9 protein-coding genes are annotated in these 25966 nt (G+C 38.4%); 6 read left to right on the top strand and 3 right to left on the bottom strand.

Features of this window, described 5'->3' with window-relative positions:
• The first annotated feature begins 4 nt into the window (after positions 1-4).
• The 3 genes from HHX25_RS14860 (at position 5) to HHX25_RS14870 (ending at position 3804) form a co-directional block, all read left to right on the top strand.
• A complete protein-coding gene (locus HHX25_RS14860) occupies positions 5-682 on the top strand; it encodes a lysozyme (protein ID WP_169675126.1) in 678 nt (225 codons plus the stop codon).
• 88 nt (positions 683-770) lie between these two features.
• Positions 771-2075, top strand: coding sequence for a D-alanyl-D-alanine carboxypeptidase family protein (locus HHX25_RS14865; protein ID WP_169675128.1), 1305 nt, complete (start codon positions 771-773; stop codon positions 2073-2075).
• 193 nt (positions 2076-2268) lie between these two features.
• A complete protein-coding gene (locus HHX25_RS14870) occupies positions 2269-3804 on the top strand; it encodes a YifB family Mg chelatase-like AAA ATPase (RefSeq protein ID WP_169675130.1) in 1536 nt (511 codons plus the stop codon).
• Between the two features lie 218 nt (positions 3805-4022).
• Here the strand turns inward: HHX25_RS14870 and HHX25_RS14875 are convergent, their stop codons facing one another.
• Both HHX25_RS14875 and HHX25_RS14880 read right to left on the bottom strand, forming a co-directional pair.
• Positions 4023-13214 carry a Tc toxin subunit A-related protein gene (locus HHX25_RS14875; protein WP_169675132.1) on the bottom strand — a complete coding sequence of 3064 codons (9192 nt, stop codon included), beginning with the start codon at positions 13212-13214 and terminating at the stop codon, positions 4023-4025.
• 33 nt (positions 13215-13247) lie between these two features.
• Positions 13248-20660 carry a SpvB/TcaC N-terminal domain-containing protein gene (locus HHX25_RS14880; RefSeq protein WP_169675134.1) on the bottom strand — a complete coding sequence of 2471 codons (7413 nt, stop codon included), beginning with the start codon at positions 20658-20660 and terminating at the stop codon, positions 13248-13250.
• A 503-nt stretch (positions 20661-21163) separates the two neighbouring features.
• Here HHX25_RS14880 and HHX25_RS14885 point away from each other — a divergent pair.
• Positions 21164-22051: a hypothetical protein gene (locus HHX25_RS14885; RefSeq protein ID WP_169675136.1), complete on the top strand. Its 888-nt coding sequence runs from the start codon at positions 21164-21166 to the stop codon at positions 22049-22051.
• Between the two features lie 120 nt (positions 22052-22171).
• Here the strand turns inward: HHX25_RS14885 and HHX25_RS14890 are convergent, their stop codons facing one another.
• Entirely contained in the window at positions 22172-23728 is a 1557-nt protein-coding gene (locus HHX25_RS14890; protein ID WP_169675138.1) for an RICIN domain-containing protein, read from the bottom strand.
• 642 nt (positions 23729-24370) lie between these two features.
• On the opposite strand from HHX25_RS14890, the gene HHX25_RS14895 reads away from it, so the two are divergent.
• Entirely contained in the window at positions 24371-25009 is a 639-nt protein-coding gene (locus tag HHX25_RS14895; RefSeq protein WP_169675140.1) for a hypothetical protein, read from the top strand.
• Positions 25010-25458: 449 nt separating this feature from the next.
• On the top strand, positions 25459-25797 hold the full coding sequence (locus tag HHX25_RS14900) for a hypothetical protein (RefSeq protein ID WP_169675143.1): 339 nt from the start codon (positions 25459-25461) through the stop codon (positions 25795-25797).
• The last annotated feature ends 169 nt before the right edge of the window (positions 25798-25966 follow it).

Consider the following 25966-nt stretch of genomic DNA (forward strand, 5'->3'; position numbering starts at 1 on the left):
CACTATGAGCAACCGATTCCATTCTTTATTTAACGTTCCAAAAGGAAGACCCCAATTTACATCAGCCTTTAATGTTGGTGTTAATAAAAAGAAACGCCCTAATAAGTTAAAGGCGCAAACCATGTTTATACCAACGCTGCCATCAGGAATTGTAAGCCATCTCCTTTCTAACCAGAGGAAGGATATCAAGAATTATAAAACAAGTACAAAAGGTGTCAATTTTATTAAAGAATGGGAAAGTTTTAGACCAAATGCTTATAACGATTCCGAAGGCTATTGTACCATTGGCTATGGACATTTAATAGCTAAGAAGAAATGTGAAAATATTACCATTCCCGAAGCTTTTAAAAATGGTATTTCTGTAGCAGAAGCCGATAGGCTTTTTAGACAACGGTTAGTAACTTTTGAGAATGCTGTAAAAAGAGATATCACAGTACATTTAAGCCAAAATGAATTTGACGCACTGGTAAGCCTGCTTTTTAATACAGGAGCAAACTTTCTTAACGTAGGTGGAGCAGGTAAAGGAGAAACAAAAATTAAGAAGCATATAAATGCTGGACGTTACCATGATGGTGCCGATGAAATGGCAGACGTTACCAACGGAGGTGTTGCTGGTTTGGTAAAAAGACGTCAAGCAGAGATTAATATGTTTAAAAACAATGTTTATGATGCAACGCATTAATAAAACATTATGGATTTTATTGCTGATTCTGACAACTAAGCAATTTTAGGTCTTTAAAAAATATTAATGAATTAAAATTTATAGAGCCATGTTAAGGTATTCGAATATTAGTCGGTTTTCGGGTGTTAAATCGCTTCGAAAAAAAACACAAAGGATAAGTAGAAAGCGTCATGTATCAACTTTGGGATTATCCACCCAAAATTGGACTAGTACATTTAATTATTTAGAACCTACTGTAGCTAAACCTAAAAACGCCTATAGCAGACCATATTCATACGAAGACGGGCGCGTTGTGTGGAGTGGTGCTACCCAGGAGCAGTTAACCTTTATGCAAACGGTATACGACATAAACTATACGCGTTATTCTCGTAGAGGAAATCCATACCCAGAGCTTACAAACAAAGAGTTGGGGCCAGTTTCGGGTAATTATAAACTCAGAAAAGAAGCGGCTTCAAAATTTAAGGAGCTGTTAGAAGCGGCTAGAGCAGCTATAGCGGCAAATAATGTGGATGTAAGCATTGGGATTAGTAGTGCTTATAGGTCACCTGGCCATCAGTTCGATTTATGGATGGACTATTTCCCAAATTATTATAATGAAACGCAATCGCACAGAGTATCTTTAGAAGGAGGTCAGCATGGTGATAAAGCGGCTCAATACTTAGCAAGATATGTTAGAGGTAGAATTTCTACCCCAGGTTTTAGTAATCATAACAATGGCCTTGCGGTTGATATTAAAAATACAGAGAATAGTGAGCGTATAAGAAACAAAACTCAGGCTGCTTGGATTGAAAAGTGGAAAGCAAGTTGGCTTTGGTCTTGGTTGGTAGAAAATGCCAATACCTATAATTTCTACCAAGAAACCGATATTAATGAACCCTGGCATTGGGTATATCGAGCTAATGGGAATGACGTATCATCCTCAAAAAGTTATGTTAACGCGTTTGAAAAAAAGGTCTTGAAACTAAGAGAACATGTGCCCAATGAAAAAGAATATGACGTTGTAGGTAAGATCTCTGGAAAAATATTAAGAGGTACTCCAGAGTTTGATACTCTGGTTAAAAACGAAAATGATAAGATTGTTTTCAAAGACGAAGAAGGTACAGGAGCAGATCATTATATGACGAGTAAGATGAGTCAGAAACTTGATAGGCTGGCAGATCTGGTTATTGAAGAATGGGGAGCGCCCATAAAACTTCGCGTTACAGAGGCTTGGGATGAAGATAATGAACATGCCTCAAACAGTATCCATTATGAAGGTCGTGGAGCCGATATAACGACTAGCGATCGAGATAGTAATAAATTGGGAAGATTAGCTGGTTTAGCCGTGTTAGCTGGTTTTGATTGGGTATTTTACGAAGATAATAGCCATGTGCATGTTTCAATGAAAAAATAAACAACGTTGTTAATTGCTTCTAGAAGTTTCTGAAATTTAACTATTAATAAATGACAGATTACCACTTGTCATTACTGCGAAAGCAGGAACCCTATTTTTAGAATAGATTCAATCTGGACTCTTTAAAAAACAAGTAAGATAATTTATTTTTTAAAAGTATTATTTTCTTACATTTAAGCAATAAATAAAATATATGCTTAAAAAAGTTTTTGGGAGTGCTGTTTTTGGTGTGGAAGCCACAACTATTACAGTGGAAGTTAATGTAGATTCAGGCATTGGGTATCATTTGGTCGGATTACCAGACAATGCCATAAAAGAGAGTAATTACCGCATCGCTGCTGCACTACAAAACAACGGTTATAAAATCCCTGGAAAGAAGATTACCATTAATATGGCACCTGCCGATTTACGAAAGGAGGGAAGTGCATACGATCTCACTTTGGCTATCGGAATTCTTACAGCCTCTAAACAAATACAAGCAGAAAATTTAGAGCGTTATCTCATTATGGGAGAACTTTCCCTAGATGGAAGTTTACAGCCTATAAAAGGGGCTTTGCCTATAGCTGTAAAGGCCAGGGAAGAAGGTTTTAAAGGTTTTATATTGCCTAGTCAAAACGCTAAAGAAGCTGCCATTGTAGACGGGTTGGAAGTTTATGGTGTTAATACGATTAAACAAGTCATTAATTTTTTTGATAAAGGGGAGTTGCTTGAGCAAACCATTATAAATACCCGTAAAGAATTTTATAAAAATTTAGAATTTCCTGAGTTTGATTTTTCCGATGTTAAGGGACAAGAAGGGATAAAACGTTGTATGGAAATTGCCGCTGCAGGCGGTCATAACATTATTTTAATTGGTCCGCCAGGCGCAGGAAAAACCATGCTGGCAAAACGTTTGCCCAGTATTTTACCTCCCATGACACTTTATGAGGCTTTGGAAACGACTAAAATACATTCAGTGGTTGGCCGCATTAAAGATTCAGGACTTATGGCGCAGCGTCCGTTTAGGAGTCCGCATCATACCATTAGTGATGTAGCCCTGGTTGGAGGTGGCGCATTTCCACAACCAGGGGAAATCTCTTTATCGCATAATGGTGTCCTGTTTTTAGATGAATTACCTGAATTTAAGCGTGGTGTTTTGGAAGTACTGCGTCAGCCATTAGAAGATCGGGAAGTCACTATTTCTAGGGCTAAATTTACGGTGACGTATCCATCATCATTTATGTTGGTTGCCAGTATGAACCCAAGTCCAGGAGGCTATTTTAACGATCCTGATGCGCCTGTAACATCCAGCCCAGCAGAAATGCAGCGGTATTTAAGCAAAATATCAGGGCCTTTATTAGATCGAATTGATATTCATATTGAAGTGACACCTGTGCCCTTTGAAAAGTTATCTGAAGATAGAAAAGGAGAAACCTCGGTTGACATTAGAAAGCGTGTAACAAAAGCGAGAGCCATACAAACCGATCGTTTTAAGGAATCGGATTTGGTACATTATAATGCACAGATGAATACAAAACAGATACGAAAATATTGCTTGCTGGACGAGGCCTCCAAAGAATTATTAAAAACAGCGATGGAACGGCTTAACCTGTCTGCTCGTGCCTACGATCGTATTTTAAAAGTATCGAGGACCATTGCCGATTTAGAAGGAACTGAGGCTGTTAATGGTTCGCATATTAGTGAGGCGATTCAATATCGAAGTTTGGATCGTGAGGGGTGGTTGGGGTAGAAATCGTGATCATCACAGTTATAAACTGGCTGTAACTAGGTAAATATTCATATTAAGATTTTATATTATTTGACAATATAACAGTAAACTCCCACCTCAAAAAAAACCATGAGTTCGCTAAAACTCATGATTTTCAAAACCAGATGTATTAAAGTATAGAAGATACTTTTTACGAAACTAGTGTTCTATAAAGAAATCATTAAACCTCCTTTTAACGTTTAAAAATTATATTTTACTATTATCATGAGTTCTTCAAGATTAGCCTGATCGGCATCAGAGACAGATAATGTAAATTGGGTATCTAAATCGATATCTGAATTTATTCCAGTGCACATTTCCAAATCGTCAACCCTTGATAGATTCGTAGCAACCGCATCCACGTTAACCGTAAAGTTTGCTGGATTGCCATTTACCTTGGCTATAAACATAACACTTTCAATGGCCGCAGTATTGACAGATTGCACCATATAAGGCAATCGGTTCTTATCAATCGTCAGGTTAACCGTTCCGTTTGTTTTTAGAAGCAGCCATTCATTAGGCAGATCATGAACCATGTTTAGTGCAACATGCAAGCCGTTCTGACCTAAATCCTGCTCCATAGCAGCCAATAAACCTTTAAGAGCATTGTTGGCAAGTGTTTTCAAACCAGAGCCTCCTTCACGGGCTGTATACTTCACATGGACCACAACATCGCTGATCGAGTTGTAATCGAATTGACGTATCTCAGTAGGTAATTCTAATCTCCAGCTACTAATGGCACCCGTGTTCTCGAAAGGTAAATAACGCTCATCTCTGAAATCTAATTCAAAGACACCACTGTCTTTTTGAGCGTCGCTGGTGGCGATGGATTGAATGGCTCCAACGTTGTAAATAAATCGTTCGTCATTACCAGGGTCTTCTACATACCCTGTAGCTGCTGCGTTATCTGGATTGGTGTTTTTTCTATACCTGTTATTTACCAGAGACAACTTGGCACTTATTGAAGTATGAGGACCTGCAACACAAGGAATACTAATGCTTACCGTTTTAAGCCTTCTAAAATAATGTCCGGAGTGATCCATGTCATAGAGGGCTTCGGGAATTTCGAAATCACAAATACCTGTGGTTCGCAATCGTATCAGGGCTAATGGATCAAGTTGTGCTATAGATACATGCTTAGTAATTTCATATTCTCGCCTGTTTTTGTCCAAATAACCTGTTTGCATCCGTTTAATATCATAGATGAGATTGTCTGCAGAACGCAAGCCTTTTTTCATACTGTCCCAGTAACCAAAAGAAATAAACGAATCATCATTACCCAATTCAAAACGATAGCAACGTTCGGCTTTCTTCGCATAATCATGAGCCAATTGGTACGATTTGAAATATACAGAACTAATTTGTCCTACCATCCAATCGTACAATTCTTTATTTGTGAACTTGTCTTGCATGAATGCTCTGGCCTTCTCGGAGTTTTCGATCTGCAATTCATGATTCTTATAATCGGCTTCGGCAATTTGTTTACGAATCTTCGCAACCACGATCTGTTGCTCTATCTGTTCGATTTCTTTTTGAGCCAAACGCTCCTGTAATTTCCAATCACTGTAACGTCTGTCGTATCCTCCCAATATGGAAGCTCTATTGGCTTCATAGGATGCAGCAGTAGAAAGCACTCCTAATACACTGGAAGCTGCAGTTGCGGAATGCGCCAGAAAGGAACCACCCCATTTTCCTGCAGCATGAGGACTGCCCCCAAATCCAGAGGCGCCTATGGCGAAATCTGGAATTAAAGCCATCACCGCAGCAGAGGCCTGAATAATCTGAGAAGCCATCTGGTAATCGTGAGATTCGCTAAGCTTATCCAAATGTAACTGCTCCTTGGAAATGATCTTCTCGATTGCAGCATAGTAACTGTTTCTTTCTTCGGCAGTCGCTTTGGCACGTTTTAATACCTCAATCTGCTCTTCGGCTTCCTTAATATGTATTTCCTTTGTTTCCAGAACTGAGTTGAGCACTTTTATCTCCAGTTCATTGCGTAGCAATGTCATGGCCTCTCCGTCCTTTTTCTCCAGGGCTTGCAATAAGGCAAGACCTAATCCGCGAACTTCAACAGCCAATTCTTGTGCTTTACGTGAGATGATGGTAAAACGATAGTAGGGTGTAGGCGCATTGAGTCCCGCCATTATAGACGAAATATCCAATCCAGAAGCAAAGGCTTTTACGAGCATTCCAGGGTCAATAGGAGGGGCGAAGAGTGCTAGTGTACGCTCGACGCCATCAATATTCTGGCAATGACGGATTTTGAATAGCCTGTCTGCCACGCGATCCCAATATTCGTTCATTTTTTCATTGTTAGGAATACAGAAATAAAGCATTGATAAAGTGACTGGAGGCGCTGGTAAATCATGGTCTCCTTCACTTAATGACAGAAGGTCGGGCAAAATATTCTCTAATTCGATAAGGGCATTGCCAAAACTATCCAGTTTGGCTTCAATCTGATTATAGGTCTCATAAGGTGGTTTTACCAGAGCTGGCACGATTCTGGGTTTTGGCCCCAATAACTTATCGGCCAAAATATACATTTGGGTCGCTTGCGCTACAGATTCCATAGTGTCTTGCCTGAATAGGTAATCGCCCCATTCAACAAGGTTGTCGATGTACTTCATAAGGACGGCTTTTTGGTAGGCTACGGGTCTAAAGCGTGCAATGGCATCTGGACGAAAAGGTTTTTCTCGCCACTCGTCGATGGCAAATTCGAGTTCATTGATGTTTGGGTTGGTCGTATCGGAAACTGCATACATCAAATTATCGATCCGCTGAGCCAGGTAATCGGCATCCTGATTGAAATAGAAAGGTTTGGTGACCCAATATTTCTGAACCCCATTGCCTGGTAAAGCGCCTGTTGGGTTGAATATGTAATGAAACCATGTTAGGGCTTCTTCAAAGCGCTGGTTTTGTGTAAGGCTCCCAGCGATGTGCAATGGCAATCTATAGAATAAATCCCAGTTATATGCACTGTAACTTCCGTCACTGGTGAAATCGATATCTTCAATAGGATAAGACGGAGTTATCGTGCCGTCTGCATTCTTCATCATGATCTCTGGTACTATTTGCTTATTGGGCAGGTAGTTATTCTCAAAACTGAAAGCACTTTGCTTAATCTGGGTTTCACGCTTCATCAACGCGGGGACACCATCTTTATTAAGGATGGTACGTAATGCGCAAACTAATGGATGATACAAGTTCTTAAATTGCTCGCCGTATACCAATCCTTCAGAATCCCTAAGATTCGTTAGCATGGCGTCAAAGTCATCATTACCAGTTTTACCAATTAGGAAGTTGAACATGAAATCCAAAGCCTCATATTTCGATATCTCTTTGAGAATATCTTGGAAATCTGGATCGGTAATGATCATATCCACAGCAGCTTGTGCATCAGCTGGTGGATTGGTATTGAACTCATGCGTTATTTTCTTTATCCAGTTCATGATATCCTCCAAGAGCTGGAACACATCTGATGCGGTACGCTTTTCTTCATCGGTGAGGGTATGGGTGTTTGCAGTACCTATTCCGTTTTGTACTTTTTTATAAAAGCCAGGAATTACAACATAGGCATGTTCACTATCTTCATCAAAATAAGGCAGCAATGTTCCTAATGGAATCTTGAGTCTATTACGATCTTTTACGCTCGTATGGTTACCCCATAGCAAGGAAATGAAGTATTGGAAAAGAAGTGATATCAGATCAATGACCGTAAATTGGTGCGGATACGTTATTCTGAATTTACCAGGTGTTTTATTCAATAAATTATAGAAGAAGAACATAGATACGCCGCTTCGTACTGCTAGTTCATCGGGCAATATGTCTATAATTTCATTGTATCGCTGTGATAATAGCTCTGCATCTTTAAAGTCTGGTAGGAAATCAGGGAATCCAATACCACCCTGAAATACGAGTTCGGGATACCCTTTACATCCAGTTATATTGAAGATTCCGTTTAATGTATGATGATCTACGCTGTCCCAATTGCTGCTAAAAATCATAATTTGATCGGTTGGCTGAGAGTAGATCATGTTATACTTCGTCATATCGAAATAGATTTCCTCAAATGTGTACGAGTCTGGAGTCAATATATAATCTTTGGACAGTTTTTTAGGTTTCCAATTATTATTACTATACTCGCTAATGGCCAATTGAATCTTCAGTTTTCGCTTAGGTTTGTCGTTGTCTACAACAGCGTTTGCTGTACTTTCAGGTATGGTAGACTGTGGGTTAGGGTCTGCCTCTTCGCTAGTTATAGGCCAGGCCAAAGTTAATCGGTCGTTCCTCATAAAGGCTAACAGGATGTCGCCTGAAATATCCAAATCTACTTTTTCCCAGGGTGTCCAATAGCGTTCTTTTTCAAATCTTCGGTAGTAATATTGTGCTGGATCTCCGCCTTTGGTTCGAGCAAACACGTGCATGTGCTTGGTCTTGGTATCGTACCAGGAGGCCATGACTTCCAAGAAGGCGATACCATCGAGTTTTTCGAGATACTTTTTTAAGGCATCCTCTGCTGTATCATTAGTGAGTTCATTTTGTTGTAATTCGTCAATAAACTCGGTTAACAGATAAGATTTATTGTCGGATAAGGTAACGTCATACCAGTTTTCTGGGTATAGGAACACTTTGCGATTGGCTTCCCAAACGCGATAATTCTTCATCCATTGCCATTGGTTCCAGTTCGGATCATTATCCACATCGGCAATGGCATCTGGTTCCAGCCCCATCAAGCAGCGCTGTACAAACAATTGTATACTGTTGTGTGCCAGAACGATTCGTGAAGATGGCATACAAGCCTCCATTTCGACATCAATAAGTAAATATTCGTAAAGATCGTTCTCATCCTTAATTTCTGAATTGGTTGCTAAAAGGTAAGCTACTAGTGCATTTCGTTTTGGACCGCGAACTGCATTCATGATTTCCTTAAGGGTGTTCAACCAAGTGCTTTCGTCGTAGCGGGATTTTAGCGTTGTGCGCAAATTGAGCACATCTGTAGCGGAAAGAGTTGGTTGTATGTAATTGACTATTTGAGCCACTGATGCGCTGAGTTTACGGATGTATTCGGCACATTCAAGTATACGCTTCCAGGTTATCATATCTCGATAATTGGCTGTATTAAATGCAGCGAACAAATGAGTGTCTATGGCGTCCAGGTCATCTTTTTCATAAGAAGTGAGAAGCGCCAGTGACTTCATAAGATCATCCTTTGTGGATACCGAAGCAGGAAGCAACATGTCCAGTACACTGAAAAAGGTAATGGGGTTTTCTGCATCCGAAGGATCGACAACAGGTCGGAACTCATTGCTATATGAAATAACCCTGATAAAGTTCAGGTATGTTGAGAAGGCAATGGTGGCATGAGCTGGATCAAATGGAATGCCATCTAACTCGAACCATCCCATATTCGCGTTGTTGGTGAAATACCATGCAACATTATCGTTGCTTAATGCAAGGGCATTGATCACATAAAGGGATTTGTGTAATAGACGTAAGCAGTCGAATTGTGCGGGATAGTTTACAGAACTAATTGCATTATTAAAATTGTCCAGAAGCAGATTGGCTACAAGTTCCGTTCCTGGGGCCGTTTGCTTGAGAATGGCATGGGATAATACGGTGTTTATTAAATCCTGTTCTGTTTTAAACGATGTTGCCAATGTCTCTTCCAGAGCTGTCCGTTTCGCAGTTAAGATTTGATAATCGGCAATAGCATCCAGCAGTGCTTTCACCAAGTCTTTTTGTTCTGCACTGATATCCATTCCCGCAGCAATGGCATCAAGGGCATCTATGGCTGCATCAATTTGAGTGCGGTTTATATCTTCGTTAAGTGTATCGTCAATAAAGGTTTTAGCTGCTGCTGCCGAAACCCAGTCCTTATCGAGAAACTTGAGTATTGTTTTTACATCGTCCTCACTTACATTCTCTAATGCAGATAATACGTTCATAAGTATTTCGGACTGTTCTTCTGCTGTTAAGTTGTCATCGTATTTAGATGCAAGGTCTGTGTGGATTACTCCGTATTCATTTTTTAGACTGGTAAGAATCTCTTCAATCTTATCATCATCAATGAATCGGTCGACTAGGTTAACAGCATCGTGTTCAAGTACGTATTTAACATCTGCAGCGTCAAGAGCAGAAAAGCTAAATGTATTGGCCGTTTCGATGAAGCTCAGTGCGTTTTCTGGAGAAGATTCGATGTTAATACCACTAAGATCAACTAAAATAGCAAAGTCTTCTGCTTTGTACTTCAACTTTTTCATCAATCGGGTAGCCAATAGAAGGTGACTAAGATTGGAAAAGGTTAAGTTGTCATTAGACAATAAGGGGAGTACAGACTCCAGGTCTTTTTGTTTTAACTGAAGGCAGGTCGCAATACTTTCTATATGGGCGGTTATCTGCTGTGAGCCATCTACATTTTCGGGTAATAAGACTTCATCAATAACACCATTCCTGGCTTTGTTCAAAAAGATTTGATGATAAAGAGGGGTGTCGTAGTCCTCACCATATACAGTATGTAGAATTTCACCGAAGCAACCTATGAGTTCCTCTAGCTTAATACCGGTTTTCTCAGACATCTCTTTTAATTGAGCTGCCTTTATAAGGCAGGCATCGTCCAGTGTTCCATTGCCCAGATTGGTCTGAGTAATGATGGCGTCCAGTACTTCAAAAGTCCAGCCTGTTTTCTTTTGGAGCCTTAAGAAACGATGTATTCGATCCAGTGCATCTAAATCAAGATTGGCAATTTCTTTCTTGGATGTATCACAACTTAAGTCATCATGGCTAATAAGCAGATTGTCATTAGGATCAATGAATTCAAGTTTTAACAATAGCCCTAGTTCTCTGTAGGATAGCTCAGTTCTATCCAGAAAGTGATCTATTTGTTTCAAATGGGCTACGACATTGCCAGGTGCGGATACATTCCAGTATTCCTGCTGTGCAGCATTGTTGTTAGGAGCTGGTGGACTGGATATGATAAGCCGTTCGGCTTCAGAGAGCCCCAATCGCTCTGCGGCAATAACCTCATTTGTTGGAACCATGGCAGCTTGAAATGCTTTCATAAGATCTGCACGGGCGATATCAAATCGATTCAGGTAGGCTTTGGCCTCGGTGTGATTTAAGTCAAAAGGTAAGGTAAAAGCAAACACACTGTTCAGAAGTTCGGTATAGGCGTTTAGATTTACATATTCAGGTGCAGCGTCTAATTCTTCAGCAGTACCAAAGGTTTGCCGTAGGCGGAAGACTTTATAATCGTTACCTCCCACATTTACTATTTTACATACCAGACCTTCATCACGCAAGTAATGTGGTAAGGAAGTTGCTGGAAGCAGTTCAGATTCCGTTTCATGAATAATGGCATTGGAAGTTACAGGAAACCCTTCAGCTTGAAGCGTTCCTAGAAGTGCATTTGATATCTGACCAACTAATGGATCGGCTCCAGAGGAAAGGTTTCCACTGAAATCTATTCCTGGGTCGGGTGCGATAGCCTCTTCGAGAAGCTCACATACCAGATCTATATATTTTACAGGGGTATTGGCATTGGAACAGTTGAGGTCAATCTCTCCAAGATCAGGTCTACGGTCGAATAATACGCTTTTTGCATTTCCTGCCACAACAGTTCTCTTATCAAGGAATTGTAAGATTTCAACCATATAGGCGGCAGGACTGTATACGGAGCGGCAGTGTTCACATTCACAGGTATCCACAACCTTGAAAAGTGATTTCAGGTTTGGGAAATCGGTACTTACAACTTCCAGCTTTTTAGACAAGGATTTGGTTTCGAACGAAGCGATGTCCATGACACTCATGTTGTCATAAAGATCACCTATCATCAACATGGCTGCCGTATGTCTCGTTTCAGCTCTTACATATATATCATTAGCTTCACTGGTGGTTAGTCCTGCCTTAGGGGCAATTTCATTAGTGAATTTTGCTTTGCCCAAGGCTACTATATTTTGTGCAGAATGTATTTTTTCTTTTCGAATTGCCAGGGTCTTGCTGTAATTAGGAGTTAGTTTGAAAATACGTTGAATGGATTTCAGCTCATTGCGAGCAGTTTCTTTAACCGCAATTTTTTTACGTTTTACAAAGAGATCGATATTGTCTTTGGTGAATTCAAATTCCTCATGTTTATTGAGGAATCGAAGAATCTTATCTTGTTCCTTAATTACGGGTTCTTTTTCTCGTTCCAGCTGGGCAGTAAAGGCCGTTGTAGGATATTCCTTTTCGAATTTTCGAACTAGTGTTGATGCATAGGTACTAATAGATTTCTTGGTGGCTTTTTTTGAATGTCCCTTGCTGAGTTCATTTACCCAATCGGCTTTGTTTAATTTTGCTAACCTACGAACATCTTTGGGAGTTTTAATCTTCCTTTCCTTTGCTATACGAGGAACAATGTCATTACCCATTCCCATTAATTTATTCAGTAAAAGTTGGGTTTTGCCTTGTTTTTCTTTTTCTTTCGATTTGAACGTACCTTGTACCTTATCAAAAAAACTGTTCAGATCGTTCTTGTTCTCAATAAAGAGTTTTTCTACTTCTTGTAGCTTGTCTTTTTTGAAGACTGAAGCTAGTAGTTCAATAATCTTCTTTGGGTGCTTATTTTGGTAGTAAGCTTCTGCTTCATCTTTATGTTTGTATAGAACTTCTAAGCTTTGTTTTAGGTTTTTTACGACCTTAGTAGAGACTAGCATATCCTTATTGGCCCTACGTATGTCGGCTCGTATGTTCTTAGACTCTGTAAGTGCTGCGTCGTATAGAAGAGGTTGGGCTTCTGTGGCAATACCTATGGAAAGTCGGGCACTAAAATGAGTTGCCAGCTTGTTATTGAGCAATGTATCCTTTTGTAGTAACCCGTAAAAGAAATCGGGCTCAATTTTAGAAATTTTGGAGAGTCTATGCGCTACGATCACATGTTCTATTTTTTCGGGAGCCACGTTGAGTTCTTTTGCTAGAAACGTAACATCACGATTCTCTTCATTCTCTGTGAGATCAGTGATGGCTACCTTATCTGCGAGAAAGGTTATCTCCTGTATCAGCCAGTCAAATTCTACCTGATCTGGTTTGACAGGCTCTTTGAGTGTAATATTGATCTCTTCGCTTCGGGAGGCGTTGAATCTCACCTCATCTATGGATGACTTATAGAGCTCTATGTTTTTCTTGGGTGTAAGTACCTTAACGGCGATATCGGCTGTTTTTTTGCCTCTCCCGCTAAGCTGACCGTGTGTCCATTTAAGTTCGTATTTACCAGCTCTGTCGGTTTGAACTTCCGAAAGAAGTTCCCATTTACGCATATCGATATCGTAGATTGCTACTTTTAGATTAGCTAAAGGCTTACCTTTTATATCGGTTACGATGCCTCGAACAGTATTGGTGATTTGATTTTTTGTTATCATGATTCTAAATTTTGAGGTGAGTTTATTTCCTATTTATGTTGCCCAGGCATCTGCCCATTTTTCTGTATAAAAATTACTATGATTTCCTGGGTCTACAATGGCACTAATGAGACTGGGAATACCTATGATGAGCAGATAAAGAGGGCCTAGTAAACGGCTCTGCCAGGTATGCCCGAATTCGTGCGGGTAATCTGAGAACCCGTGACCACCCAATACAACTGGGCCAAGGGACATACCTCCTGGATTTCCCATATAGGCGGGCATCTCAACAATCGCTCCCAGTCCCCATCTTGGCCTGACATCTGCACCGAGTAGCGTTAAAACAATTCCAGCCCCTAAGCCCAGGATACTCTGTGGTGCTCCCCAGGTGAAATCCCAAGCACCAAAGAGCCCTCCTGGATTAAGTATAGTGACAGCCAGTACCAGAACGACGAGATTGACTATGACATGGGCTAACCAGGCGAGAATAAACAGGAATCCGTATCCCACCTTGCCTGCATCCGAGGCATTACTGTATCCGTCCCACCAGGCTTGTATAATGGGTACATTACCTGATGGATCTGTATAAATGATAGGATTCGAAGCTCCGTAGGCATACAGATTTAGATTTTTTAAATTGGACATTCCGTCCCGACTTTCTGTGACTTCTTGTGGCTGCTGTTTTGAGTGGCTTCTTTGATGTTCATGTAGTTGCTTCATAGCTGCAGATGGATCACAGTCGTTTCCATAGCATATATCTGTAGATGTGTAGCTATTGGATGTGTCAACACCATCGCTTAGTGTATTTTGAGAATTTTTATTTTTTTTATTCTTATTATCTGTATTTGAATCCTTATCCGAATTTTGAGGTTCGGAGAGCAGAGGATCGCAAGACAACCACCTTCCTAACCAAGGGATGTAATATCTCGCACTGTGATATTCTAACCCAGTTTCTTCATCCCGTTCCATACCAGTATAGCGGTAACGCTTAGCTGCTGATCGTATGGCTGTGTTTTTAGCCTGATAGGCCGTAGTTCCATAGGGATGGTATTCTTCGTATGAAATGATGTTGGCTTTAAGAGTTCCATCTAACTCCATAGAGCAGGAACCAAGGTGATTGTGCAGTTGATAGCGGGTGAGTCGTCTTTCTGTTCCGTCGTCCACATTATTCCGAGTTTCTATGGTTGCGAATCGATGTCCTTGGTCGGAGAGATTAAGGCTCGTTCGTTCTAGTCCTCTGTGAGGGTTACTGTACTTTTTATACAGTTCGTATGCTCCCAAGTAGATCCGTTCTTCTTTTTTTGAAGGTATACCACCTTCAGCAGTTTGATTTTCGGTTATTTTGCGAATACGCTTACCGTTACCATCGTACTGATAATATGTGATGACAGGAATATTATCATGAGTACAGCGTTGGCGACTAGTAAGCATAACTTCTTCCTTGAAGTTCCATTTTATGGTCTCAAGATGCGGTAATGCTGTGAGGAAACCATGCTTTTCATGATGGGTGTATTTGGTATAAGTAGCTGGATTGCTATTATCTCCGATCTGAGTGCTTTTTAATCGATTATTGACTGTTTCGTATGTATAGGCCCTTGTCCAATTTCCGCCTTCAGCCCTATGTTTCATTTCCACGATGTTTCCAACAGGATCGTATTGATAGCGTCGGGTGTAGTTTCTCACTGCCATAGGATCTCCAGGGCTTAAAGCATGCATGAATGGCTTGTCGTTCCAATTATCGCAGCTGTTAAAAGAAAGCGCTGCATCATTTTCCCGACCTGTGGCCTCTATCAATCGGTACAGTGAATCGTAGATATAGGTAGAAATACCTGTAACTTTTTGGTTGTTGAAAAAATTTACTGGAACATTTTTATCCTCTATATGAGTAATGTTTCCAATGGGATCGTATGTATAGTACCAGTCTTGTAATGGGTCTCCATTAAGGCGTTTACTTTCTAGTCTTTTTAATCTGAATGTTTCCCGATCGTAGTAGAACCTGGTACTAACATTATTGCCATAAATGATCTTGTTTCTCTGCCCTTTTTCATTATAATCAATGGAAAGAATGTGAGGGGAAGCTATCTCTGATCCTAGCTGTAGTACACTTTGACCATTTAAAAGACCAGACCGATTATAGGAAGAAATTGTGGTGCTGCCATCGGGAGCCGTTTGTTGAGTCGTTCTGCCTATGGCATCGGTTTTTGTAACTGTTGTAAATCCGTTTGTAGGCTCTAGGTTTTTGCCCAGATTGGCTTGTGTCCAGTCTACTGTTTCTTTATATTTTGAAAATAGTTTTCGGGTAGTGAAGCGGGGTTGGCCCTTGAAATCATATTCTGGAGTGTCCAATAATCCAGCTGTATCGTAATGCTGAACAACCTTACCAAGTACATTTCTGGCCTGTAATTCGGTTTCATTACTGCGATCTTCTGTTAACAGGTTTTCACCATATATAATGCGATTAAAAATATTGTTTAGTAGGCTATCACCAGAGTTCCCTACAGTATTTATCACTTTACTGTAGGTTGGACGGCTCATAATATCGTAGAAATACTGGATTTCATGATCCCTTTCGTCCCAGGTACGAAGCGGATTATCCAGGATATTAGAAAGTAACCATCGCTGACCAGCATCCGCACATTTTTGGTATACCAAATTACCAAGCATATCATATTTATATTGTATTACGGAGTTACCGCGAGCATCGGTGACAGCTCTTAGGTTGCCTTCAACATCAAGCTCGATTTCTGTATAGTGTTGTTCCTCCATGCCATTGATGCTGTTCCTATAGTGGTCAATAGACAAGATAGGCCTGCCAAGTGTATCAAAACACATGCTATTTGGAGTATTGGCATGTATAGCGGCGCTGTCTGCGGCTTGTTTTTCCCTAATAGGGTTCTTGCCTTCTTTCAAGAGTTTAGCATCAATAAGGCGGTTGGTTCGATCGTGATACCATGGAGATTCGAGTATAGTATCCGCTGTATCGAAAACGGTTTGCTTCCAAGAATTAAACTCGACTTTCATGAATGTACCATCTGGCATTTCAGCTTTCTCCAATCGATCGAGCCCATCGTAGTAAAATATGGGTGTTACTCCAGTTTCTACTAATTCTTTAAAATCTTCATAGTGATGGGTAACAGAGAAATATGGTTCATATTGCTTTACCTCACTACCCTTATTGTTCTTAATAATCCGTCCATTCCCAATCCAGCGAAGTTGCTTGGGTTCTAGCATTGAAGTATCTACTTCGGTTACGGTTATAGTGTTGTCTGGATTCACAAGTACCTGTTTGGCCTTACCTGGTTCGGCCTGTGTTTTTTTCATTATAACTTCACCCATACCATTGGTATATTCGAAACTAATTTGAATTGGAGAATCGGATTGCTGTTTAAAATGCTGTTCGCGTTTGATTGTTGTTGTAACAATTGGGCTGCCAGAAAAGGAATAGGCATCAAGATTGTAGACAAACCGTGAAGAAGCGCAGTTCAGCAATTTCTTTCCTATTAGGGTTAGTTTTTCAGAATTTGAAGCTTCAAAGAAACTATTGGTTGAATTTAACTCGGCAGTATCCGTTGTTTCCGTAAGCCCAGTTAATTCGTCGGCTTCGTCTCCTTTGCCCATGAAGGCCATGGCTTTTACAAAACCTAGTTCATCACTAATAACTTCTGATAGGTTTCCATTATGATCTCTTACCTGTTGAGGTGTAAGTGTTCGGAAGTTAAAATTGCTGGCACTGGACGTATTCCCAAGGGCGTTTGTAGTACTTTGGATAAACAAAAAATAATCACCATAGTACGCGACTTGGGTTGTCGCACCGTAAGGATCTGTATATGAAATAGGGGCATAGAATCGATTCTTGGCATCAGTCTGGTTTTCTGATGCCAGTTTGAATTGTGTTATGCCAGACCGCACCCACCAGTTATCATCGCCTTCGCTATTTGTAAATTTGCCTTCACTCATTAATGCATTGTTGGCCTTGTCGTCGAAAATGTCTGTCAGTAATGCTGGAGTATAAGCTAGTTGATAGTTTTCGAACGAAAGTGCCAAAGATTCCAGTTCATGTAGTGGTAAAGGACCAGCAAGGTCGTTGCAGTAATAGATAGAACGGGTATGTTCTATTAGCCTTCTTCCCGCCTTATCGGAGGTGTGAGGATTGTTCATTTCATGATACGGAATAACACGTGATCTTTCATTGGTAAGTATATCTATGAAATCATTGATCGTGTAATAGGTATTGGTTTTCGAAACTCCTTGTAGCTCGAATGTTTTTTCTTCGGAAGGCAGTCGCAATCTATACGCTTCATCTCCAATCGCATCGTTTGTAAATATATTTTCGGTATATGTAAGCACTGTTTTTTCCTGCTGTAGCTGAGTTTTATAAGGAAGTGTGATTTCCGCCTTTTTTCGCGGATAAACAATCTTGGCAGATTCCAGAACATTGCCATATGTATCTGTTTTAATATTTAGTGTGTGTGTGATTCTGGGATCTTCAGGATTACGTTCGTAGGTGTAGATGATTTCTTCACTTTCCTTGACTGTAAAAACCGCATGTTTGTTGTGGCCTTTGGGTTGCAATAGCTCTATGATGTAATTCTGTGCTGTCACCGAAAAAGGGGTAAGTTCTTGTCTGCGAAACTTTACAGAGTTTATGGATTTATTGATGTCCTTAGTGAAAACTTCTGAGCGTAAACGAATTCCTTTACAGGCTCTTTGTGCTTCTTGTAATTCCTGCTTGGAAAGAAGGTTGAGTATTTCAGGATCAATCCCAGAGGTGGCGACTAATCTCGCATCGGGAAGAGGAGCTTCATGATGTGTTGTAGTAAAGCCTTCTCTTTCGAGGGCTTCATACCAATGGTCTTTTGCATACTGACTCAGTATCTTATCTCGTTGTAGAAATGCTCCTGTATGATTCCATGTTTTGGTAACTACAGGTTCTTGGTGAAGTGGCTCTTCTACAATATTTGAGGCATCGCCCCGTACCCAATGCTCAAAACTTTCGGTATCTAGTTGTTCTATCATTCCAAAACCTCTGAATTCTCTTTCTGCATGGTCGTAATATCCATGGTGGTATTTATATTCACTTACAAATTGATGTCCAGATATTTTATCTTTGATCAATGTCTTGGAGACACACTGTATAGGGAAATGCAGTTTAGTTACCCAGGGTTGCCCCGCTAGTTTGTCATCGAGATAAAACTTGGTTGATGGTGTATATTCCATGGATACTTCTTTCCCCATATTATTTACATATTTAGTGAGGATATAGGGTTTTTTGCCCTGCATTAAGTCTATGTATTTTAACGGTGCGTTTGCTTCTTTGGATAAAGAATTGGACCAAACGATGCACGCCACCCCATCACCTAAGAGATCGATTACGGAGATATTGGATTGGTCATGAACTTCGGGAAGGGATTCAATTTTAAAAGGTGCTGCACAAAGACTGTTTCCACTCATGTTTTTCCAACAAGTAAGCTGGTTTTTACCTAGGTAAACGATATCTGATGTGCCAGAGCCATCAATATCTGCCAATCGTAAAAAGGAAGGATTGAAACAATCTGGATTATCAAAGGTAGGGGCATTATCCAGGGTTACTTTCGATCCGAATTTTCCGTAACCTAGATTGGGCCAATAACAGACTTCACCGTTCCGTATGCGGACAATATCTGTCATTCCATCTCCAGTCATATCAGAGAAGTGAATGGTTTGTCTGGCATCTGCGAAAACCACGTGCGGACCTTCTTCTTCATCAAAAGGTTTAGCTGTTTTTCGAGCAGCCGAAAATCCATTTCTGCCTTCAGATGGATACCAGGTGAGTACATGATCTTCAGAAATGACAATTTCGGGTTTTCCATCTCCATCCAGATCCAATAATCGTGTGTTTTCATTTCCAAAATCTATATTGGGAATCGAGGTAAAGGAACGCATACCCTGCCATTCACTTTCTTCATCGAGTTCGAAATATCCAGGAGTATGACTGTCAAAGGAGGCAAATTGTTTTCTACCATCTCCATTGAGGTCAACAAGTTGCATGGATGAGCCCATTCCCGCCAAGGAAGGCATTGGGGATATCATTTTGGCTTGCTCAAAATTCCCACCGCCTAAGTTGCGTTTGTAGTACCAACTGTTTGCTTGTTCGGTCAATATACCAGACAGTCCTTCGCTGTACAGGTCTACGAACTGATATTTTCTGTATTCAGAATCTGTAGGCGTATGGATCATCGTATCGTCCGAAATGGTCTTTATCTCATCATGCCAATTGGGTTGCTGATATTCAAATTGCAGTGGTGGAAGTTCTTTGCTTGAGTAAGTTCCATCTGCTTTTTTTATATATCCCTTAGAACATATCTTTTCCAAAAATGCAAATGGGGAATCTGTATCGGTATTGTATACAAAATCAAGGCTTTTAACCAAGCCTTCGTATTCGTTTTCGTTTTTAAAGTGATGGAATAACAATACTCTTTTACAAAGTCGGGTGGTCCGTATTTCAAATCCTGCCTTGTAATTTGAAAAGGCATCCCATCTATAATCCCAGTTCTTCAAGGTTTCTGGGGATTCATCAGGACCTAAAGTACCATAGTCAAGGATGATGGAGAACAGATAATCACTTTTAGCAGGGCATGCATCATTAGGAAAGTAATATGGTGTTTTATTTCCATAAAGAACTTTCTCCAAATAGGTGTTGGTAAAGGTGATCTCGTTTTCCTTGTACCTGTTTCTATTGTGAAGCAAACCATGGTCGAAGCCAGTTTTATCCTCTTTCTTATATATATATTGTGAACAATTCCCAGTATCGTCAAATACAAATTCTGGGAGCCACTCAAATATTTTTGTTGGGTCTTCTGGATTTGAGATAATCGAATTATCAGTCCATCCAAATAAAGTAGTTACATTTTCGCCAGTAGTAACTTTCCATTTTATTCGTCCAGTCGATTTCTCTGTCCAGCGTTCGATTCGGTCGTAATTCCCCTCAATACGTGGGATGTAGTTACGGATAACAAATAATTTGTCTGATGAATTTTTTTCCTTAATGATATAGGCACCTTCATCGTCCGTCTTGAAGCTTCCATCATTTAATTTTCGGAATTCGGGAATGAGATCCTCGGTTCCTGAAAACAGGAAGGTATCCGAATCTATAGCGTCTAGATATTGAGGAAGTCCCTTGTCTGTCTTTCGTTTAATGGATGGCAGATCTAAGCTCCAACCTAATCCAAAAATACCATTGCCTGCTCCAGAGTTATATGATAGGTTTAATGATGGAGATACGCCTCTTGAAGGTGAAAGTGGCAGTGGCACTGAAAATGAAGCTGTACCATTTATGGCATTTACTGAGAATTTTTCATCTATACCACTTATAGCACCTCCTCCTTTTGGTAATGAAATGGAAGGGATTTCTATGGCGATAGACTTTGTTTTTCCTCCATTGGTTTTAAGTAGGTCTTTGTTTGTGTTGTTTCGGTCTTGATTTTGCATGGTTCGGCTTTAATATTGCGAGTTTTAATCTCTGATCATCTCTCAAATCATTAGCCGCTATAAGGTCATTTGCTTATAAGAAGAAAATGATTCCTTTTAGATTGCATTAAATAATAGCAACTAGTTACTATTCGTATAATCAAAAAATTAACACTACTAATTTCCCGAAATTTCAATAAGGTTATATTAGCAGAATCCTCCTTTTTTTAGGGGTTAAATCCCCTTTTTATGAGGGGTAAAAACCTTATTTATCTGAAATATTTAAAACTATTAATGACTGGTATATTAGTGAAGCTATTTGGGGTAAGGGCTTGGGTTTTGAGGGAGTGTTTGGGGTAAAATAATGGACTTTATATACATTTTTAAAAGAGAAACTATAATGAAGTTTTTCCGCTATTTCATAATTTATTTAATAATATACCACCTATTTTTTGTTTTTAGTTGTACTAATTTATAAAGCATTATAATTTATAATTACAAAAATAAAACTAATTGAATAGAGAATGTTAGCTAAAAACATAAAAGAATATGAGATTATTCGTGAAGCTATGGAGTCTAACCGCCATAGGTTAACCACACACTTGAGTTTTGCTATTGGGGGATCGGGAATCCTTTATATAGCCATGACAGCTCTTATGAACCCAGATAGTAATTCATTAAGTTTGGCTCTTATATGTATGTTTTCTGCAACAATAATTTCGTCTTTTTTCTACCTTGCGTTATACAAGTTTAATTCAATAAATAGATATGCTGGCTATTGTAAATTGATAAATCTTGAGATAGGTGCAAGTAAAATAGACAAAAATCGTAAAAAATCTATCGAAGATGTCATTACGTGGGAGGTGTGCGCAGGAAAATTAGAAAACGCAAAGGAACATTTGTCATTCCCTAAAGAACATTGGAAAGATGTCTTAAAATATAAAGGACTTAATATCGATAATATATGTAAAAATTTTAAAAAATATAACCTCCTTAAGCCTGAAGCAGATAAATGGGGTGTTTTAAAAGGCGTAGGTCTATTATTTAGCGTGTTTTTTAAGAAATATAAGTCTAAGAGTTGGGAATATCCTCTATATTCATCATATGTTTATTATATTCTTATTCTATTTTTCTTTGTTCTTTCATGTGCAAATTTATATACTTATTTAAAAATAAAATCTTGGGTAGGTGTATTACGAATAGAACTATTTCAAATAGCGTTGATAGGGGTGCTTGCTTTGGTTATTTTTATGGTCATTGTTAAATCCCTTGCAGAGTTGTACAAACTCATGTTAGGAAGTAAGACGGTTAGTGCATACTGCTGGAAATTCCTTCCTTTCAGAATAAGAATATTAAATAAGTTTAACATTAAACCACATTATTACAATACCGAAAAAGAAAATAAATGCTAAACCTATCATGAATTGATTGACAAAATATTATGATGTGAAATATTTATAGTTGAATAGACCTAGAGCAATAAAAATACTCTAGGCCTCTTTGTTTTTGATTATTTTTTGATCAAGAAAAAGCTATTTCTTAATAAACTTTGCAGAAATACTTTTTCCGTTTTTTTGTTTCGTTTTTACAAGATAAATTCCTGAAGCTAGTGTGCTTACATCAATAATGTTCGCTTTTTTACTTATTTTCACCTTTTTTACTTGATACCCCATCAAATTATAAATAATAGCTTCAGATGTACTATTACCAATTCCTTCAAGTGTGATTTTATTGAAAGCGGGATTCGGGTATAGAACAAAACTTTGATTTTCTGTATAATCTATATCTTCAATGCTACTTTCAGCGCTAGGAGATTTTCTGGAAGATTTTGCCGAACTTCCGCCAAAAAGCCAATGTTGATTAGCATTGTTGTTATTTGAAGCCCATAAATAAACGTTTTGAAGATTGGCACCACCATTACCGCCATCAATTGAGTATCCTGGAGCATTTCGCTTTTCTAAACGGAATTTTCCGCCTCCAAGATTAACTTTTTTCCAATGTTGATTTTGATTATTATTTGAGCAAGTCCATAATTTTACATTTTGACCATTTGCGCCTCCGTTACCACCATCTAAGCAAAAATTGGTATTCCTTTTCTTGTAAGAATAAAAACCATTGCCTCGGTTTATTTCTTCCCATTGCTGGTTGACATTATTGCTGTTTGTGGCCCATAAATAAACGTTTTGATTATTAGCACCGCCATTGTTGCCGTCTATTGAAAACCCAGTCGAATTTCCTTTTCGCATGGTGACTATATTGCTGCTACCACCTCCAGTATCATTTTCTAGTTTCCAAGTTTTAACCCAATCAATTCTCATGGTATTGATCGCATTGTTGTTTAAATCGGATCTTAAAGCAAGACCACCAAGCCAAGAAGCTTCATTTGTCCATAAATCAAAAATTAAATTTAAATTTCTTGTAAAATCTCTTGCAGAAACAACGCTGCCTGCTGGCTGTCCGTTTAAATAAAATTGAATATTTCTGGCATCTTTCCACCAAACACCTACAACATGAAATTGCTCATTCCATTTAACGCCTTTTCCAGGAGTGCCATTGGGAAGGTTTCTGTTATCAAAGTTGCCTTTGGCTCTTTTAACATCACCATTTATAACATGAAAGTATTGAGAATTCATTGTCCATGGAAAATCTGGCTGGCACCCACATGAAGGTTTGGAGTTATTTTCTATGATATCAATCTCATCTCTATTATTGATATCTCCGTTATTCATCCAAAATGTATTATAAGCTGAAATATGTGCTGTTTTAATTCTGGCTTCTGTATACATGGGGTATTTGATTTGGGCGTGCGACTGCACTCTGGAAGTCTTAAACCATCTGGTTCCACCCGTAAGGGTTGCCTTAATTCTTAGTTCTCCGTTTGTGAACTGTGCATTTTCGGCAGCCATTTGAACAGGTTCTCCGTAATTCCATAAAGGTTTGAACCACTTGCTTGAGGTCCATTCTCCGTTAACACCATCTGTTAATTGAGGAACTGCAACCCACTTTTTTCCAGCAGGAGGCGTTGGTTGGGCTATGACTGAAGTCAATACCATAATTGTTAGCAATAAGCTAAGTTTAGTTTTTTTCATAATAGTTTAATTTAAAGGTTAAGTGGTAGTAATTAATGTCTTTAACGACTTGTATAGATTTATTGCTAAATTATATAGTTTATCTTGTTTGAATCGATTTTTAAACTTGACAAAAACTAGATTATTTGTAGTTTTTTTAATTTTTTATTAATATTCTTAATCTTACATTTTTTATTTTATAGCGATGAAAACGTATTTTTAACGAGTTTTAGTCTTGGTTAAGGCTTCATTTGTCTAAACGTTTCGATGCATCTTTTATAGTTTTATTCTAAAACTACTTTTCAAAAGGTATCTGAATATGGAAAGAATGAAACTTTTGTAGGTATTTGGAAATGTATAACCAAAATCATAGAGTTTTAAATTAATCAATATAAGGAAGTATTTATGTACTGTTACAATATTTGAGAAGAGCACAGGAGAGTAACAATAAAAATAATATAAAGCTATAAGGATTTTAAATAAATAATTTTTAATGTGTTGTTTTATAGTGTTTTATGTTTTTTTTATTATCTTTAAATTCTCTTCCTTTTTAATAGCATAATATTAGACCTCTCACATTATACATTTTTAATTAGAATCATTTTCTAATTGTGGTGTGTCGCAGATGGCGATCATATTTTAACAAACATAAACTATTTAATTATGAAAAAATCAGTGTTATTTTTTATGATTGCAGCCATGTTGGTAGCTTGCAATCAAAAATCAAAGGAGGTTACTGGTACTCCTAATCTGGAACCAGAGGTAAAAGTAGTAGAGCCCACATGGCCAATGCCAGAAGATGCAGCCACTGTTAAACTTAGTAAAACAGAAATTTCCGAAAAAGGAGAGCTTATAGAGGGCAACGTGACTTTGAAAGGGTTGACACTTTTAAAGGATAGTATATTTACAGGCGATTTTAACGACGCTATTCCGCTTATTGTTACTGCTACAATAACCAATGATGATGTAGCAAAATTTAGAGATGGTCTTGGAAGTTATGAGCATCATGTAAATATTGATAATATTGGGGCAGATGGGATCTATTCTTTTCCAATTGAACTGATTGGCTATCAATCTGGCACCGTATCCATCGCGCTTTCTTGGAAATGGACGGTGGCAACAGAGGGGTGTTGTTCTATAGCCTTATTAGCTGTTTTAGCAGGGTGTAATAACAACGCAGCCTGTATTTGTACAACATTGGCAGCTATGGCAGCCCCAGGTTCCTGGTGTTGCAGCATTCATCCAAAGATGTTTAGGTACTATTGGAGTTTCTATGGATGTACAGGGCTATCTCCTTATTAAAGTGATAATAAAAACACAATAATATTTATATAAGTAGAACTAATGATACCCATTTTATAGCCAGTTTGTATATGAAAAAGGTCTAGAGTATTTGCATATCCTAGACCTTTTTTGATTTTTTGAAATAAGCTTTCTAATTACACGTATGTATGGTGGCAGTGTAACAAACAGTATTTACAGCATTCCCGCTTATGATTGTTTAATGGGGACAATTTCATTGTCCATATACGAAACGAGTAAGATTGGGAATACTAAAAATAAATAACTGATTTTTTCATAATTAAATAGTTTTTGGTTGTTAATTAATCTGTTGTATTTGGTTAGAAAATAAAACTTTTTTAACGCCACTGAAAAGCCTTGTTATAATTTATTTTAATTTGTAAGAACCCACCCACTTTTATTTTTTGTTGTATTTAAAACGTAAAACTATAGAAGTTATAAAAGAACCAATGAGAGAAATTAAAACCAACTGGACAAACGAAGAACTAAAAATTTACATATTAATTTATTGTGCCAATGCCAATTTTTCTGAATCGAAATTTGAAATAGACTTTATAAAATCGAAAATAGAAACAAGTAATTTTGAAAAAATCCATCAAGAATTTAAAGAGGATAATGATTATCAAAGTATTCAGAAAATTCAATTATCCATTAAAAATCAAGGATATACGAATGGTGATTTAGGTATCTTGTTCAAAGAAATAAAAGAACTTTTCTTAAGTGACAAAAAGTATGATGTTTTGGAAAAAAATCTAAATAGGGGATTGAGTCGTATTTTAAATAATTAAGATTATTAACTAAACCAGATTTTTTAATCTAAAAGCTTTAAAATATTCAGGTTATTCTTTGAATATACATACACACTAGTATACAGAATAGAAACTGCTTTGATTTCTAGGTTAAAAGTATTCAGAAGGGGCTTTCTGTTTAATATAAACCCTATAAAAAGCAGTTTCT

Origin of the sequence: Flavivirga algicola (assembly GCF_012910715.1) — a bacterium.
Taxonomy (GTDB): domain Bacteria; phylum Bacteroidota; class Bacteroidia; order Flavobacteriales; family Flavobacteriaceae; genus Flavivirga; species Flavivirga algicola.